This window comes from Flavobacterium sp. 21.1 (genome assembly GCF_057801535.1).
Window position 1 is genome coordinate 280,088 of record NZ_JBYNXA010000001.1, and the last position, 14,984, is coordinate 295,071.

The 14,984-nt window shown below is 36.0% G+C and carries 11 protein-coding genes and 3 tRNA genes; 7 read left to right on the top strand and 7 right to left on the bottom strand.

What is annotated here, in order from left to right; translation table 11 throughout:
* Positions 1-16 precede the first annotated feature (16 nt).
* The 5 genes from AC3E9U_RS01250 to AC3E9U_RS01270 all read right to left on the bottom strand — a co-directional run bounded on the left by AC3E9U_RS01250 (position 17) and on the right by AC3E9U_RS01270 (position 4,112).
* Positions 17-1,504 (bottom strand): hypothetical protein, encoded by a 1,488-nt coding sequence (locus tag AC3E9U_RS01250; RefSeq protein WP_488745091.1) that lies wholly within the window; start codon positions 1,502-1,504, stop codon positions 17-19.
* 974 nt (positions 1,505-2,478) lie between these two features.
* Positions 2,479-3,687 carry a phage integrase SAM-like domain-containing protein gene (locus AC3E9U_RS01255; RefSeq protein WP_488745092.1) on the bottom strand — a complete coding sequence of 403 codons (1,209 nt, stop codon included), beginning with the start codon at positions 3,685-3,687 and terminating at the stop codon, positions 2,479-2,481.
* Positions 3,688-3,825: 138 nt separating this feature from the next.
* A tRNA-Arg gene (locus AC3E9U_RS01260) sits at positions 3,826-3,899 on the bottom strand.
* A 42-nt stretch (positions 3,900-3,941) separates the two neighbouring features.
* Positions 3,942-4,016: transfer RNA gene (locus AC3E9U_RS01265), tRNA-Pro, on the bottom strand.
* Between the two features lie 12 nt (positions 4,017-4,028).
* Positions 4,029-4,112, bottom strand: a tRNA-Ser gene (locus AC3E9U_RS01270).
* A 278-nt stretch (positions 4,113-4,390) separates the two neighbouring features.
* On the opposite strand from AC3E9U_RS01270, the gene AC3E9U_RS01275 reads away from it, so the two are divergent.
* Positions 4,391-5,569, top strand: a complete 1,179-nt coding sequence (locus tag AC3E9U_RS01275) for an acetyl-CoA C-acyltransferase (RefSeq protein ID WP_488745093.1) — start codon at positions 4,391-4,393, stop codon at positions 5,567-5,569.
* Positions 5,570-5,659: 90 nt separating this feature from the next.
* A complete protein-coding gene (locus AC3E9U_RS01280) occupies positions 5,660-6,421 on the top strand; it encodes a C40 family peptidase (RefSeq protein ID WP_488745094.1) in 762 nt (253 codons plus the stop codon).
* Between the two features lie 62 nt (positions 6,422-6,483).
* Here AC3E9U_RS01280 and AC3E9U_RS01285 read toward each other — a convergent pair whose 3' ends face one another.
* Complete coding sequence (locus AC3E9U_RS01285; RefSeq protein ID WP_488745095.1) at positions 6,484-7,791, bottom strand: inorganic phosphate transporter; 1,308 nt, start codon at positions 7,789-7,791, stop codon at positions 6,484-6,486.
* A gap of 24 nt (positions 7,792-7,815) precedes the next feature.
* The gene (locus AC3E9U_RS01290) at positions 7,816-8,460 is read right to left on the bottom strand and encodes a DUF47 domain-containing protein (protein ID WP_488745096.1); all 645 of its coding nucleotides are present in this window, start codon (positions 8,458-8,460) and stop codon (positions 7,816-7,818) included.
* 179 nt (positions 8,461-8,639) lie between these two features.
* On the opposite strand from AC3E9U_RS01290, the gene AC3E9U_RS01295 reads away from it, so the two are divergent.
* The 5 genes from AC3E9U_RS01295 (at position 8,640) to AC3E9U_RS01315 (ending at position 14,975) form a co-directional block, all read left to right on the top strand.
* The gene (locus tag AC3E9U_RS01295; protein ID WP_488745097.1) at positions 8,640-10,283 is read left to right on the top strand and encodes an acyl-CoA carboxylase subunit beta; all 1,644 of its coding nucleotides are present in this window, start codon (positions 8,640-8,642) and stop codon (positions 10,281-10,283) included.
* A 157-nt stretch (positions 10,284-10,440) separates the two neighbouring features.
* Positions 10,441-11,001, top strand: a complete 561-nt coding sequence (locus tag AC3E9U_RS01300; protein WP_488745098.1) for a hypothetical protein — start codon at positions 10,441-10,443, stop codon at positions 10,999-11,001.
* A gap of 90 nt (positions 11,002-11,091) precedes the next feature.
* Entirely contained in the window at positions 11,092-12,627 is a 1,536-nt protein-coding gene (locus AC3E9U_RS01305; RefSeq protein WP_488745099.1) for a S41 family peptidase, read from the top strand.
* Between the two features lie 78 nt (positions 12,628-12,705).
* Positions 12,706-14,337, top strand: coding sequence for a M1 family metallopeptidase (locus AC3E9U_RS01310; protein WP_488745100.1), 1,632 nt, complete (start codon positions 12,706-12,708; stop codon positions 14,335-14,337).
* Positions 14,338-14,549: 212 nt separating this feature from the next.
* Positions 14,550-14,975: a DoxX family protein gene (locus AC3E9U_RS01315; RefSeq protein WP_488745101.1), complete on the top strand. Its 426-nt coding sequence runs from the start codon at positions 14,550-14,552 to the stop codon at positions 14,973-14,975.
* Positions 14,976-14,984 lie beyond the last annotated feature (9 nt).

Here is a 14,984-nt window from a genome sequence, read left to right on the forward strand (position 1 = left end):
TTATAATTCTTTATGTTTAACATGGTATCGGTTTTACTACCCCATTTTCTAAAATTTTTCTAGTCCACTTAATATTTGGAAGACCAAGTGGTCCAGCAGTTTTTTCTCCTTGAAAAAGAGCTACTTTGTCTTCTAATCCTAATCTCTTTAATTCCCTTAAAAACAGTTCTTGTAGAGCTGTATGTCTTTGCTCAACAGTCAAAGTCCTGTTAGCTACAAGTTCTGCCGAATACATTTTATAAATATCTACAAAATCTTTCCAACCGTAATTTAATTGATTAGTAGGCGTATATGGTTGAAGTAACGTAATAGCATAATAAGCTTCATTAGATATCATTACTCCAAATGCATTTTCAGGCTCTAATCCATTAGCTGCTTGACAAGTTGTGATTAAATTTAATAAATCATCAGGAGCCATCATCTTAACTCCACCATCATAATCGTCACCAGCATCATCTTGTTTTATCATTTTATTGTGAACATGTGTAAAATTTTTGGAACCTGCTGGTACCTTTAAGCTTGGACTATCACTGCCAGCGGGAGGAGATGAATATACATAATCATTTGACTGATTTAGAAAAAAACCATACTCAAATGTTAGATTATATTTATCTTCTGTATCTATAGATTTAAAATTCTGCAAATATTTTTTTGAACCAGTACCATCTTTTAATCTTTCGCAAGGAGTTTTATGAACTTCATTATATTCTGGTGCCTTAGGAAGAGTGTGTACTTTTGGGTTTGAACCTCCATGACCCCCACCTGGAGTTGGACCAGAACCAGGACCTGAAGAGGGTCCTGGGCTAGAGCCTTCACCTAAACCGTCATCTCCTATATCGCACGTAAAACCCGCTAGCCTAAAACTAATACATTCTGGTGTCTTTACATAACACTCTCCATAAGGTAAATGTTCTGGAGCTGTTCTGCAACCCCCACCACCTCCTGTACATGTGTACGTCCAAATATCTTGACAGTTATATAAATATTTTTTAGAAGTACTTTGTATACTGTCAACATCTATATGGTGAGCATCCTTTACAACAAAATCAAAAGTATTAGGACTATGCTCCGTTTCTATAATCTCAGAAACAATATCATATTTTACAGTAAATGCTTGCGTTTTCCCTACAGAATCTGTTTGTATAATTAAATTTTCAAAAGACTCGATGGAAATGGAATCAGTATAGATCAAAAATGTGTATGAAATACCACCATCAGCTTCCACTATATTTATGGGGGCATCTACAAATGTGAAATCATAATTACCTTTCATCATATTTCCTTCCTTTAGAGAATTAATCTTTCCATTTCTTTTGGTAAACTTCCTAAAAGCACTAGCAAATTTTTGGTTATTAATTAATTCGTCAAATTCCTTTTCATACAATTTAAATTTTTGCTCATGATTGTGGTTTTCTACTGTATGTTCTTGTAACTCACAGGAAACAAGTGCAAAAAGTAAGCCAAAGCACGATGCCAATAGCATTTTTTTAAGTTTGTTCTTCATAAAATTTTGTAGTATTTGGATTAATTAATCGCAAGAATATGAAATTAATTAATACCAAACCATCACCAAAATTGGTGATATTTATAGAGCCTAAATCAACGATAACTTTCCTACAAAAAGATAATAAACTAATAATTAATATATTGCAGAATGTTTTTACATTTTACTTACAAAACATTTTGTAAAATACAACAAATTAATCTTATAGTGTTGCAAATTAATGGAACAAGTATTCAAAAACAAGAAAGTGAAGGGTTATACAGTTTTGTTCTATGTAGCCAAGGAGAAATTAACATTTATAAAGCAACTCAGTGGAAAATATTTGAATAAGTTTAATAATTCAACTAGTATAAATAACTAAACTAATTATAGACTAATCAGAAAAGTTATTTTTAATGCTATATTATCAAATTGAAATTAGAAATATCTGCAACCTTTCTGAGGAAATATATTTCCACAGTGGGAATGAATCTCTTTTTTATAACGCAAAAGATTATAAAATTTCTTCCAAACAATACACTTTAATTTTGAATCATTATGAATCTTCCTTAAATTTGTACTACCCTTTCTAGATAATGGATTGCACACCTGTGGAAGAATTCAATGAAAAGAATCACTAGCAGGTCAGACGTTGGATTGTAAACTACGCTGTTGAAATAATACAGAATCATAGTGGTTGAGGTTTCTCCGATAGGTAGAAAATGGAATCATGGCGAAATCAATAGGCTGGAACATTACACAGAGTAACAAGTGTCCTGAGTTTACAGGAGTTTAAGTATCCAGTGTGGGTGTAAATAAGTTAAATCTTATGACGTACAGTATTGTATAAGCTTGATTTTAAAAGCAGGAAAAAAAATCCCGCTCACCAAAAGTAAAATTTTGTTAAGGGGATTTCTATGCTTTTTTGTTTTTAAATTGCTGATTAAAATTACGTTTTGTAATCTCCTGAAGAACAACACCAATCAGAAGATGAACTATATGGAAAAAACAACATTTTTGTGCATTTCATCAACAACTTCTTTATCAAAGTTATCCAAGTAAATATTAGTTACTTTATTCCCGAACTCATGCCCTAGAGCCTCTGCAATCAACTCATTTGAATACCCTAGTCGTTTAGCAGTTGTAGCAAACGTATGGCGTGCAACATAAGTTGTAACAGTTCCCTTAATGCCTGCACTGTTAGATAGTCGTTTTAAGTACTTATTAGTTGTTTTAATCCATTGCTGAATAATACGTTTAGCTCTAAGGCTGTTCTCTTGGATATTATCTGAAAGAATTGGCAATAAGTACCTACTACTGTAACTAGAACTACTTAATAGAATTGCTTCTGCTTTTGGAAACAATTTAATACTATAGTTTTTACCAGTCTTTCTTCGACAGTAAACTAACCTTCCATCAATGATATTTTCAGATGTTAAATAAGCTAAATCAGTGAAGGATATTCCAATAAGGTAGAAACTGAGTAAAAAGTACTTTAACGCTCTGTCTTCAGGAGAATTTTCTTCGTGGTCATTTTCATAAAGCTTTAGAATATCTTCTCTCAATATTGCTCTTTTTATGGTCTTCTCTGTTTTTATCTTCATCTCATAGAAAGGATACGAAGAACGTTCAACCAAATTTTCTTTAATAGCCTTATTATAAATCGCTCTTAAAGTTCTAAAATAATTTGAAATAGTGTTTTGCTTTAATCCATGCTTTATTAATTCATCATTAAATCGCTCCAAAATAGAATAATTAATATCTTGAAATCTGATATTAGGATTACCACAATACTCAATAAATCTATTAACAGCTGTTTGATAAACTAATGCGTTTCCAGCCTTATGAGTTTCCATCATTCTAAGGATTAATCCATCCGCAAACGTTTTAAATGTTATTGATTCCTTTGCGTTGGGCTTACCATTTATAAGATTTCTCAACTCTTCGATTGAAAAATTATCATCAAGTTTTAAAACAGCTTGTTGAATCTGAAAATAATTTTTAGAAATTTTAAGATTTAGAAGTTTTGCATTTGGATGAGTCTTTACTACTTCTGAGTTTTGCTCACTCCAATACTTCATTGCAGTAGAAACACCTGTATTAATGGTGTAAACTTTTTTAAAATGTGTAACTCTAATTACTACATTAAAAGTACCATCAGATTTTACTCTTCTAGTGTCTAGAATAATTTTTGAATTTGCCATAAATTGGAAATATTTATGGTCAAGATTTGATATAATTGTGCAAACTTTGTGCAAACTAGAGAGGTAATATCTTCTCTACAGGAACTTTTTCCAGAAGTATAAAAAACAAAAAAGCCCAGCAAATGCTGAGCTTCCTTGTGATCCCGTCAGGATTCGAACCTGAGACCTACTGCTTAGAAGGCAGTTGCTCTATCCAGCTGAGCTACGGGACCTTAAGTCGTTTTTCAGTCGTATTGGGAATACTGAAAATTATGTCGGGGTGGCAGGATTCGAACCTGCGACCTCCTGGTCCCAAACCAGGCGCGATGACCGGGCTACGCTACACCCCGTGCAAAAAAAAGCGGAGAGACAGGGACTCGAACCCTGGCGACGGTTACCCGTCGACAGATTAGCAATCTGCTCCGTTACCACTCCGGCACCTCTCCTGTTTTGCAAAGAACTTATCCTTATTTTGCGGTTGCAAATGTAGAACATGGATATTGTTTCTGCAACTATTTTCGGCCTTTTTTTTCATTTTTTTGAAAGAAAGTTTTAAACTATTTCATTGTCAGCTTAATACATTTTTAAAAAAAATAAAAAATTTCAAATTCAAACTGTAATTTGGCCGCACAGGTTAAAAAGCTCATAATTTTAAAATCAAACTTTAGTTATCTTAACAATTTTGGTTAAATTCGCATCTTAATTGAACAAACAACAATTTATCATGAATAAAAAAGTAGTTATTGTATCGGCTGTAAGAACTCCGATTGGAAGTTTCATGGGTAGTTTATCAACCGTTACAGCTCCGCAATTAGGTGCAACAGCAATTAAAGGTGCTTTAAATAAAATCAATTTAGATCCGAATTTAGTAGACGAAGTAATAATGGGTAATGTTGTTCAGGCCGGTGTTGGTCAGGCTCCAGCCCGTCAGGCAGCTATTTTTGCAGGTATACCAAATACAGTAGTTTGTACAACCGTAAACAAAGTATGTGCTTCAGGAATGAAAGCAATCATGCAGGGAGCTCAAGCTATTATGGCAGGAGACGCTGAAGTGGTGGTTGCAGGTGGTATGGAAAACATGAGCTTGATCCCTCATTACGTACACATGAGAAACGGAGCTAAATTTGGCCCGACAACTCTAGTTGACGGAATGCAGAAAGATGGTTTGACTGACGCATACGATCACACGGCAATGGGTGTTTCTGCTGACTTATGTGCTGCTGAATATAAAATTACTCGTGAGGAGCAGGATGCTTTCGCAATTCAGTCTTACGAGCGCTCTGCAAAAGCATGGGACGCAGGTAAATTCGACAATGAAGTTGTTCCGGTATCTATTCCTCAAAGAAAAGGTGATCCTATCGTTTTCGCAAAAGACGAAGAATATACAAACGTAAAATTGGATAAAATCCCTGCGTTAAACGCTGTATTTACAAAAGAAGGAACCGTTACTGCCGCAAATGCTTCCACTATTAATGATGGTGCTGCTGCCGTAGTTTTAATGAGTGAAGAAAAAGCTACTGCTATGGGATTAAAACCATTAGCTTATATCAAATCATACGCAGATGCGGCACAAGAGCCTAAATGGTTTACAACTGCACCTGCTAAAGCATTACCAAAAGCATTAGATAAAGCTGGTTTATCAGTTTCTGATGTGGATTTCTTCGAATTCAATGAGGCTTTCTCTGTAGTTGGATTGGCAAATGCTAAAATTTTAGGCTTAGACAACGACAAAGTAAACGTAAACGGTGGTGCTGTTTCTTTAGGTCACCCTCTGGGATGTTCCGGAGCAAGAATCGTTGTTACTTTAATTAACGTTTTAGAGCAAAACAATGCTAAAGTTGGAGCTGCAGCTATCTGTAATGGTGGTGGTGGCGCTTCAGCCATTGTTATCGAAAGAGCTTAATCACTTATAAATTTTAAAATTATGGGTTATGAGTTTAGAACTTTTAAGTTCGGCTTATAACTCATAATTTTCAACTCATAAATTCCTTAAATGTTTGCTATTTGTAATTTAGCCATAGTTCCATTACGTGCAGAACCAAGCGACAGAAGCGAATTAGTTTCTCAGGTGCTTTTTGGCGAACATTTCAAAATTTTAGAACAAACGGACAAATGGTCCAGAATACGATTGGCGTACGATACATACGAAGGCTGGATTGACAACAAACAATTTCAGCTGATCTCAGAGGCTAATTACAATTACCTGTCGAATTCAGCATGCATCATGAGTGCCGACCTGATTGAATTCATCACAACAAACAATAATTCCTTATTACCGATTTCAATAGGTAGTTCATTATCTTTTTTAGACAACGCTGAAATCAACACTACGCAATTTTCCTTTGAAGGCATGAAAGCCTGCGGTATTAAACCGAAATCGGAATTAATCCGTACCGCATTTATGTATCTGAACGCACCTTATTTGTGGGGAGGCAAGACACCTTTTGGTATCGATTGTTCAGGGTTTACCCAAATGGTATACAAATTGAACGGTTATCCATTGCTTCGTGATGCTTCACAACAGGCTACACAAGGAGAGGCTCTTAGTTTCATTGAAGAAAGCGAACCCGGTGATTTAGCATTTTTCGATAATGAAGAAGGCCGAATTACACATGTGGGAATAATTATGGAAGATAACTATATCATCCACGCTCACGGAAAGGTACGCATTGACCGATTGGATCATCTCGGAATTTACAATATAGATACAGGAAGACATACCCACAAACTTAGGGTCATTAAAAAGATCGTTTAAAATAAATCATAAAAAAAACCACGCTGATCGCGTGGTTTTTTATGATTTATATGAATCAACAATTACAATACTGCATTTAACAGATAATAGGTAATCGCTGCAATAACTGCCGAAACCGGAATAGTTAACACCCAAGCCCATAACAAGCTAACAGTTACTCCCCAACGAACGGCTGAAACCCTTTTTGTCAATCCAACTCCGATAATAGAACCTGTAATGGTGTGTGTTGTTGAAACCGGAATTTTAAAATGCTCGGTCATGAACAATGTCAATGCACCTGCTGATTCGGCAACTACACCTTCAAATGCGGTAACTTTCGTGATTTTAGATCCCATCGTTTTCACAATTTTCCATCCGCCACTTAAAGTACCTAAACCAATTACAGTATAACACGTGATTGGAATCCAACCCGGCATAGTTCCTTTATCAATATCAACATTCAAATCCAAGAAACCAGCGGACAAATCAATACCCGGGTTTGCTTTGATATAAACCGCAACTGCAGCTGCAATAATACCCATTACTTTCTGAGAATCATTACCTCCGTGCCCCAAACTGAAAGCAGCAGATGATAATAACTGCATTTTCTTAAGAATAGCTTCCGATTTAGCTGTTGAAAAATTACTGAAAACCAAGTTAAAAACTGATAAGCTGAAAAAGATAAAACCTACCAACAAGAACTTTATATTATGTGGTTCCGTTGCTACACTCCAAAAATGACTGTCAAATCTTGGTTCTTTGATTTCGTCATAAGGTGTTAAAACAGAGGACAGAAACCAAACTCCCATCAACATTATCACAACAGTAACAATCTTCGGATAAATATTTTTCTTAGAAGAATACATCATCCAAAGCGAAATCAGATAAGAAATTATCATACCTAATAAAGGAGCAAAAACAATAAAAAGAATTACGATTAAAACCCCGGTAGGCAGCAACTCCCCTTCTTTGGCGTCTTTTAACCAATTAACAATCTTAAAACCTGCATGTTCAGGATCTGTAACTGAAGATAATCCGTGAGCGATTGCAGCTCCGGCAAAACCTCCGATAAGCGTGTGTGATGATGAAGACGGAATTCCTTTCCACCAGGTTAGCAAATTCCAAATAATTGCCGCGATGATTCCGGCCAGAATTACCGTTAAATTAATACTTCCTGTGTGAGCTGTTTTAGCTACCGTATCGGCTACTCCAAAACCAAAGACCCAATAGGCCAGGAAGTTGAAAAAAGCAGCCCAAAATACGGCCTGGAACGGCGTAAGTACCTTAGTAGCAACAATTGTAGCAATTGAGTTTGCCGCATCGTGAAAACCATTGATATAGTCGAATATAAGCGCTAAAACAATGATTATGATTAATATAGTAAAATCCATAAATACTTTCTGATTGAAAAGAAATTAAGAATGCTTAACTACGATCGATTCTAACACATTCGCAACGCCTTTACACTTATCAGAAGCTCTCTCTAATGAAGAAAGTACCTCTTTGTATTTAATAACGTTTTTCGCATCCGTTTCGTTTTCAAAAATATCTGCAACCGCTTTATCAAAAACGCTGTCTGCTTTACTTTCTAATTTGTTGATACGTTTACATGCATCCGTGATTGATTTAAGGTTTTTCAAATCTTTCAGTTCATGAACCGCTTTGCCGATCAACTGACAAGCTTCCAGATTGATTTCAGTTAACTTACGGATCGATTTCGTAATTTTTTCAACCTGATACAAACGCATTCTGCTTCCGCCTTCATGCATATAATCTGCCACATCATCAATTGCTTTGATCAGCGCATGGATATCTTCTCTGTCAAATGGAGTAATGAAGTTTCGGCTTAATTCCAAATGCGTCTTATGTGTAATCTCCTCAATATTAGCTTCTAGCTCTTCTATTTTTTTATAATAGTTTTCTCTTTCGCTTTTAGGAGCGTTTACAGCTTCATGCAACGTTTCTGCTAATAATATCAGATTGTTTGATGCTTGTTCAAATAATGGAAAAAACTTTTTGTCTTTCGGTACCAAAAATTGGAAAATACTGTTTATTGACATATCTATGTTAATTTTGCGGCAAAAGTACCTTTTCAATGTTAAGTTAACGTTAAGTCAACGTTAATTCGTAATTAACTTGGAAGTCAGAAAAGTAAGGAAAATGATTGCTTTTCAGAATAAAAAGTTTCGTAATTTAGCCAACCAAAAATACAGCTTTACAGCTAAAAAATAAAAGCACAATGGATATTAACTTCAACAAGAACGAAGATCACAACAAACTTTTACTTTCAGAATTAAAACAGCGCTTAGCAAAAGTAAAACTGGGCGGTGGTGAAAAACGTATTGCAAAACTCCACGGCGAAGGCAAAATGACTGCCCGTGAACGTATCGAATATTTATTAGATAAAGGTGCCAAAAGCATTGAAATCGGGGCATTCGTTGGTGACGGTATGTACAAAGAACACGGTGGTTGTCCTTCGGGAGGTGTTGTTGTTAAAATCGGATATATTAACGGAAAGCAGTGCGTAGTTGTAGCCAATGATGCCACTGTAAAAGCAGGAGCCTGGTTCCCTATCACAGCAAAAAAGAACTTGCGTGCACAGGAAATCGCGATGGACAACCGGTTACCGATCATCTATCTTGTTGACAGTGCGGGAGTTTACCTTCCATTACAGGACGAAATTTTCCCTGATAAAGAGCATTTCGGACGTATTTTCCGTAATAATGCCATCATGAGCAGCCAAGGTATAACCCAGATAGCAGCCGTTATGGGAAGTTGTGTTGCGGGAGGTGCTTACCTGCCTATTATGAGTGATGAAGCACTTATCGTTGATAAAACCGGAAGTATTTTCCTTGCCGGAAGTTATTTAGTAAAAGCGGCTATCGGAGAAACCATAGATAATGAAACACTTGGAGGTGCAACAACGCATTGTGAAATTTCAGGTGTAACCGATTATAAAGCCAAAGACGATAAAGACGCTTTGGATACCATCAGAAATATCGTTGGAAAAATCGGCGATTATGATAAAGCCGGATTCAACCGTGTCAAAGCCGAAAAACCGGCGTTAGACGAAAATGAAATCTTCGGACTTCTTCCAAAATCGAGAGCAGAACAATATGATATGTTGGAAATCATCAAACGTTTGGTTGATAATTCTGAAATTGATGAATACAAAGCCGGTTACGGACAATCCATTATTACCGCTTATGCTCGTATTGACGGATGGGCTGTGGGAATTGTAGCCAACCAACGTAAAATCGTAAAAACTACCGGAGCGAAAACCAAACCGAGCGAAATGCAGTTCGGAGGTGTTATCTATTCAGATTCAGCTGATAAAGCTACTCGTTTCATTGCTAACTGTAATCAGAAAAAAATTCCGTTGGTATTCGTACATGATGTTACCGGATTTATGGTAGGTTCCAAATCGGAGCATGGCGGAATTATTAAAGACGGAGCAAAAATGGTAAACGCCGTTTCAAATTCTGTGGTTCCTAAATTCACTGTTGTTGTTGGAAACTCATATGGTGCAGGAAATTATGCGATGTGTGGAAAAGCGTATGATCCTCGTTTGATCTTCGCCTGGCCAAGTGCTGAATTAGCGGTAATGGGAGGCGCTCAGGCTGCTAAAGTATTGTTACAGATTGAAGAATCGGCAATGAAAGCACGCGGAGAAGAAATTACTCCGGAAGTGGAAGCTGAATTGTTCAATAAAATCAAATCGCGTTACGATGAGCAGGTTTCTCCTTATTATGCCGCATCGCGTTTATGGACTGACGCTATCGTTGATCCGCTTGATACAAGAAAATGGATTTCGATGGGTATCGAAGCAGCTAACCACGCTCCTATTGAGAAACCTTTCAATTTAGGTGTGATTCAGGTATAATCTTCAATCCAACAATAAATAATTCAAAACAGCACCTGGCAATTAAAAAAGTGTCAGGTGTTTTTTTTTATAACAATATATTTTATTGTGTTTTCTCCACACATTAATGTTCCTGTTGTTTTTATCTTTAACAAACTTCAACTTACCTATTCGAGCTATGTCAAAAAAAGTACTTTTGATTCTGTTTTGCTTCTTTATGCAATTTGCATTTTCGCAACATAAAAATTATATAAACACAGAAAATGCCAGCCTGCAGGATGCCTTTCCAAAAAATCATGAAAAAGTCGTTCCGGGTTGTTTGGGAAAGAACCAGTTAGCGGACCTTAAATTGTATATGAAGGAAAAATGGAATGTGAATCTTGATTCGGTTAAGACGCTGCACTTTTTCTATTCAAAGGATGAAAAAGAATGTAAAAGCGTAAAAAGCAGATCAGTCGAGAAGAACAAATACTTCAGATACGAGCATAGTTATAATGTTACGTCGATATATAAACCTATTTTATATATCAAATCAGAATCTATAATAGCTGATAGTTTTTGGAAGGATGATATTTCAGACTATTTTTTCAATCTGTTTTTAAAAGATTCACCGCACAAATTCTACGCTGCAGCAATTACAATCGACAGCAGAGGTATTTATTTCATTGATTACGAAGTTTTCAATCCACTCGTTTTTAATGCCTTTGCCAATGAAGTGAGCAAATACAACTGCGACTAACATTTGATTATCAATTCCTTACTGGTTTTCAAATGTACTTTATAAAATAATTTGTAAATTTAGGAGTACTGTTTTTTCAATATACCTAAAATGAAAAAAGCATTCCTGGTTTTCTTATTACTTAGTATTATTGCGGGATGCGATTCAGCTAATCATACCAGTCTTTACCCGAATAATTTTATCTCCGAAAAAAAATTAAGATCGGATGTAGAGTACACCTACAAGAAACTCAAAAAACTACATCCGAAACTTTACTGGTACATCAGCAAAGAAGCGTTGGATTATAAATTTGACAGTTTAAAATCAACCATTACAAAACCAATGACCAGCGTCGAATTTTACAAAAAAATAAGTCCGGTCATTGCCTCGATAAAACAAGGTCACACCACGATATATCCTCAGGAAAGAAAACTATCGCGAAAAGAAAAAAAAGCTTTAATAAAAAAAGGAACCGGACCGTTGTCTCAGTTTGAATTTGAAGTTTATGATAATAAATTGTATGTGATACGTAATCATTCATTAGACAAAGCAATAAAACCAGGGACCGAAGTTGTTGCCATAAACAACAAAAGCACAACCGATTTACTGCAAACCTATGCAACCCGTTTTGCATCAGACGGGTATAACCAGACTTTAAAAAAATATGTGCTGTCTAGAAATTTTTCCGCTTTTTACACTTTTGAAAATGACATTCAGGACAGCATCCGATATCTTTTTAAATACAATGACAGCGTTAAAACTACCGTGATCAAAAGAACTGTCACTGATTCGGTTAAAACGGACAAAAACAAAAAAAAGGAAAAAGATGAACTTGGCAAAATCAGAAAAAGCAAGTTCGGATACAACCCGGAGACCGGTGAATACAACAGAAACCTCCGGTTCATGGAAAACGACAGCAGCGTAGCTATCTTAAGTATCAAAGAATTTATGATCGGTGATTACCATAATTTCTATGATGAAAGTTTTGCCAAAATGCAGCACAACAACACTAAAACACTTATTATTGATCTACGAGACAATCCCGGCGGGCGACTTGATGAAATTGTTTATCTGTATACTTATTTAGCGGAGGATACTTTTATTTTCCTGGATGATTCGCAGGTAGTTTCAAAAACAAGTATGTTTAGTGGTGAGTACTTAAGTGGTGGCCCATTCCTAATCAAAATAGCTAAAGTGTTAGTTGCACCTGTTTACTATCCTTACCTGTTTTTTAAAGTGCATAAAAAAGAGGATGGAAATTACTATTACAGTGCCGAGACAAAACCAAGATCTGTCAAACCACTGGCCTTCACCGGTCCAATCTATGTTTTGATTAACGGTGGAAGTATTTCTGCATCAAGCATGATTTCCACCAATCTGAAAGCTTCCGGAAGGGCATTTTTTGTCGGGGAAGAAACGGGCGGCGCCTTTAACGGAACGGTGGCCGGAAAAATGTACGTTACTAAACTTCCAAATTCCAAATTGAAAATGCGTTTCGGGTTAATGTACAATACAACGATTTACGAAAGCGCCATTGATGGTCGAGGAATATTCCCGGATAAAACAATCATTCCCACATTAGAAGATCATATTAATGGTAAAGATCCTGAGATGGAATGGATTTTGCAACAAATTGAACCCGATTAGTGATCAAAAAAACACGAATAGAAGTAACAAAATAATGTATTAGGCTACAAATAACTAATACTATTTAAACCAACAATTATGAAAAACATTTTATGCACTTCCCTACTCCTTTTAGGATTACATCAGGTGTCGGCTCAAAATTTCACCAGAAAAGATTCACTCCAAGGTGGTTTACGACACGAGCGAACCAGTTTCGATGTGCAGCGTTATGATCTAAACATTAAAATAAATCCGCAAGAACGTTCAATTGTTGGGTACAATGACATAAAGTTTAAAATAGTTCAACCTACAAATAAGATTCAAATCGATTTGTTTGACAACATGAACGTTGACAGTATTGTTCTCAATAAAAAGAAATTGAAATATAAAAGAGATAATCATGCCGTTTTCATCGATTTAAACGAAACTATGGCAATAGGAAAGGAAGGCAAAATCCGTTTTTACTACTCCGGAAAACCATTGGTAGCTAAAAATGCACCTTGGGACGGCGGTTTTGTATTTAAAAAAGACGCACAGGGCAAAGACTGGATCGGCGTTGCCGTGCAGGGAACGGGAGCAAGTTTATGGTATCCGGTTAAAGATACGCAAAGTGATGAACCTGATTTCGGATCTTCAATTAAAGTGGCAGTTCCTAATGGATTGATGAATGTTTCCAATGGACGCTTTTTAGGCTCTGAAGATTTAAAAAATGGTTATACCCGTTGGGATTGGGAAGTTAAAAGTCCGATAAACACTTATGACATAACGATTAATGTTGCAGATTATGCTCATATTCATGACAATTATAAAGGACTGGATTTAGATTATTATGTTTTACGTGAGAACGAAGCAAAAGCCCGTAAACATTTTGAAGCGGATGTGAAAAGAATGATGGATTGCTTCCAGACGAAATTCGGAACTTATCCTTTTAAAGAAGACGGATACAAACTGGTTGAAACTTCTTATTTAGGAATGGAGCATCAAAGTGCTGTTGCTTACGGAAATAAATACCTGAAAGGATATTTGGGAAGAGATAACAGTCATACCGGCGTGGGATTGACTTTTGATTTCATTACCATCCACGAAACAGGTCATGAATGGTTCGGAAACAGTGTGACTTCAAAAGACATTGCCGATATGTGGATCCATGAAGGATTTACAACTTATTCCGAAGCCGTTTTCGTGGAATGCACATTAGGTTATGAAAAAGCAATGCAATACATTAACGGTCAAGGAGCGAATGTTAGAAATGACAAACCAATCATCGGTCATTACGGAGTAAACAATGAAGGTTCCGGCGATATGTATTACAAAGGGGCTTTAATGTTGAACACGATACGTCACATTGTAAACGATGATGCTAAATGGTGGAAAATGATCCTAAAATATTCCGAAACCTATCGTCATAAAATTATTGATACGGAAACCGTTATAGCATTTTTCAATAAGGAAACCGGCATGAACCTTACTCCTGTTTTTGATCAGTATTTACGTTACCGGGATATTCCGCAATTGGAAGTACGTCAGAACGATAAAAGTGTGGAAGTACGCTGGAAAACAGACGTAAGCAATTTCGAAATGCCGTTAGAATACAAAGTAAATGGAAAAACAACCCGTATAAACATATCAAACACTTGGAAAAAACTGGCTGATAATGCAACTGTAGCACAAGTGGAATTCAACAGAGAAAAAATGTTTTACACGGCTCCGAAGAAAACCCTGGAAGAATAATAAAGATTCCGACAAATACAAAAATCCCGAAATTTTCGGGATTTTTTTTATTTTTAATACTCCTTTAACAGGCATTAAAAATTATTGTATTTTAATTCATAGCCAATTCCATACAAAAAAACACTTCAACGATTTTAAAGTTCTTTTCAACGAAAAAATTACACTAAGTAATTCGTTATTAATAATTTAGGACATATCAAATAAGAGAAACCATGGAAGCTGTAAAAAATTTAAACAAATGGGCGAACGCACATACCAACTTTCCGTTGGATTTGTTGCGAGTGACACTTGGAATCTTTCTAATTATCATGGGTGGCGTTTTTATTACTAACAAACACTATCTCCATGAGATCATTTTAAATTCCATGCAAAATTTTGGAAGTGAGATGTTGATGATTCATTACATTGCCTCGGCACACATGGTGGGAGGATTATTAATTGCCTTCGGATTACTTACAAGATGGGCTGTTTTGGCACAATTACCGATATTGATCGGGGCTGTTGTCGTAAATTTTATAGGACCTTTTAGTATGCCAAACTTTGTTCTGGCATCGGTAGCCTTGGTTATCTGTGTTTTCTTCCTTTTCTACGGTGGTGGAAAACATTCAGCTGATTATTACTTTAAAATGGAGCAATAAAGCAAAGCG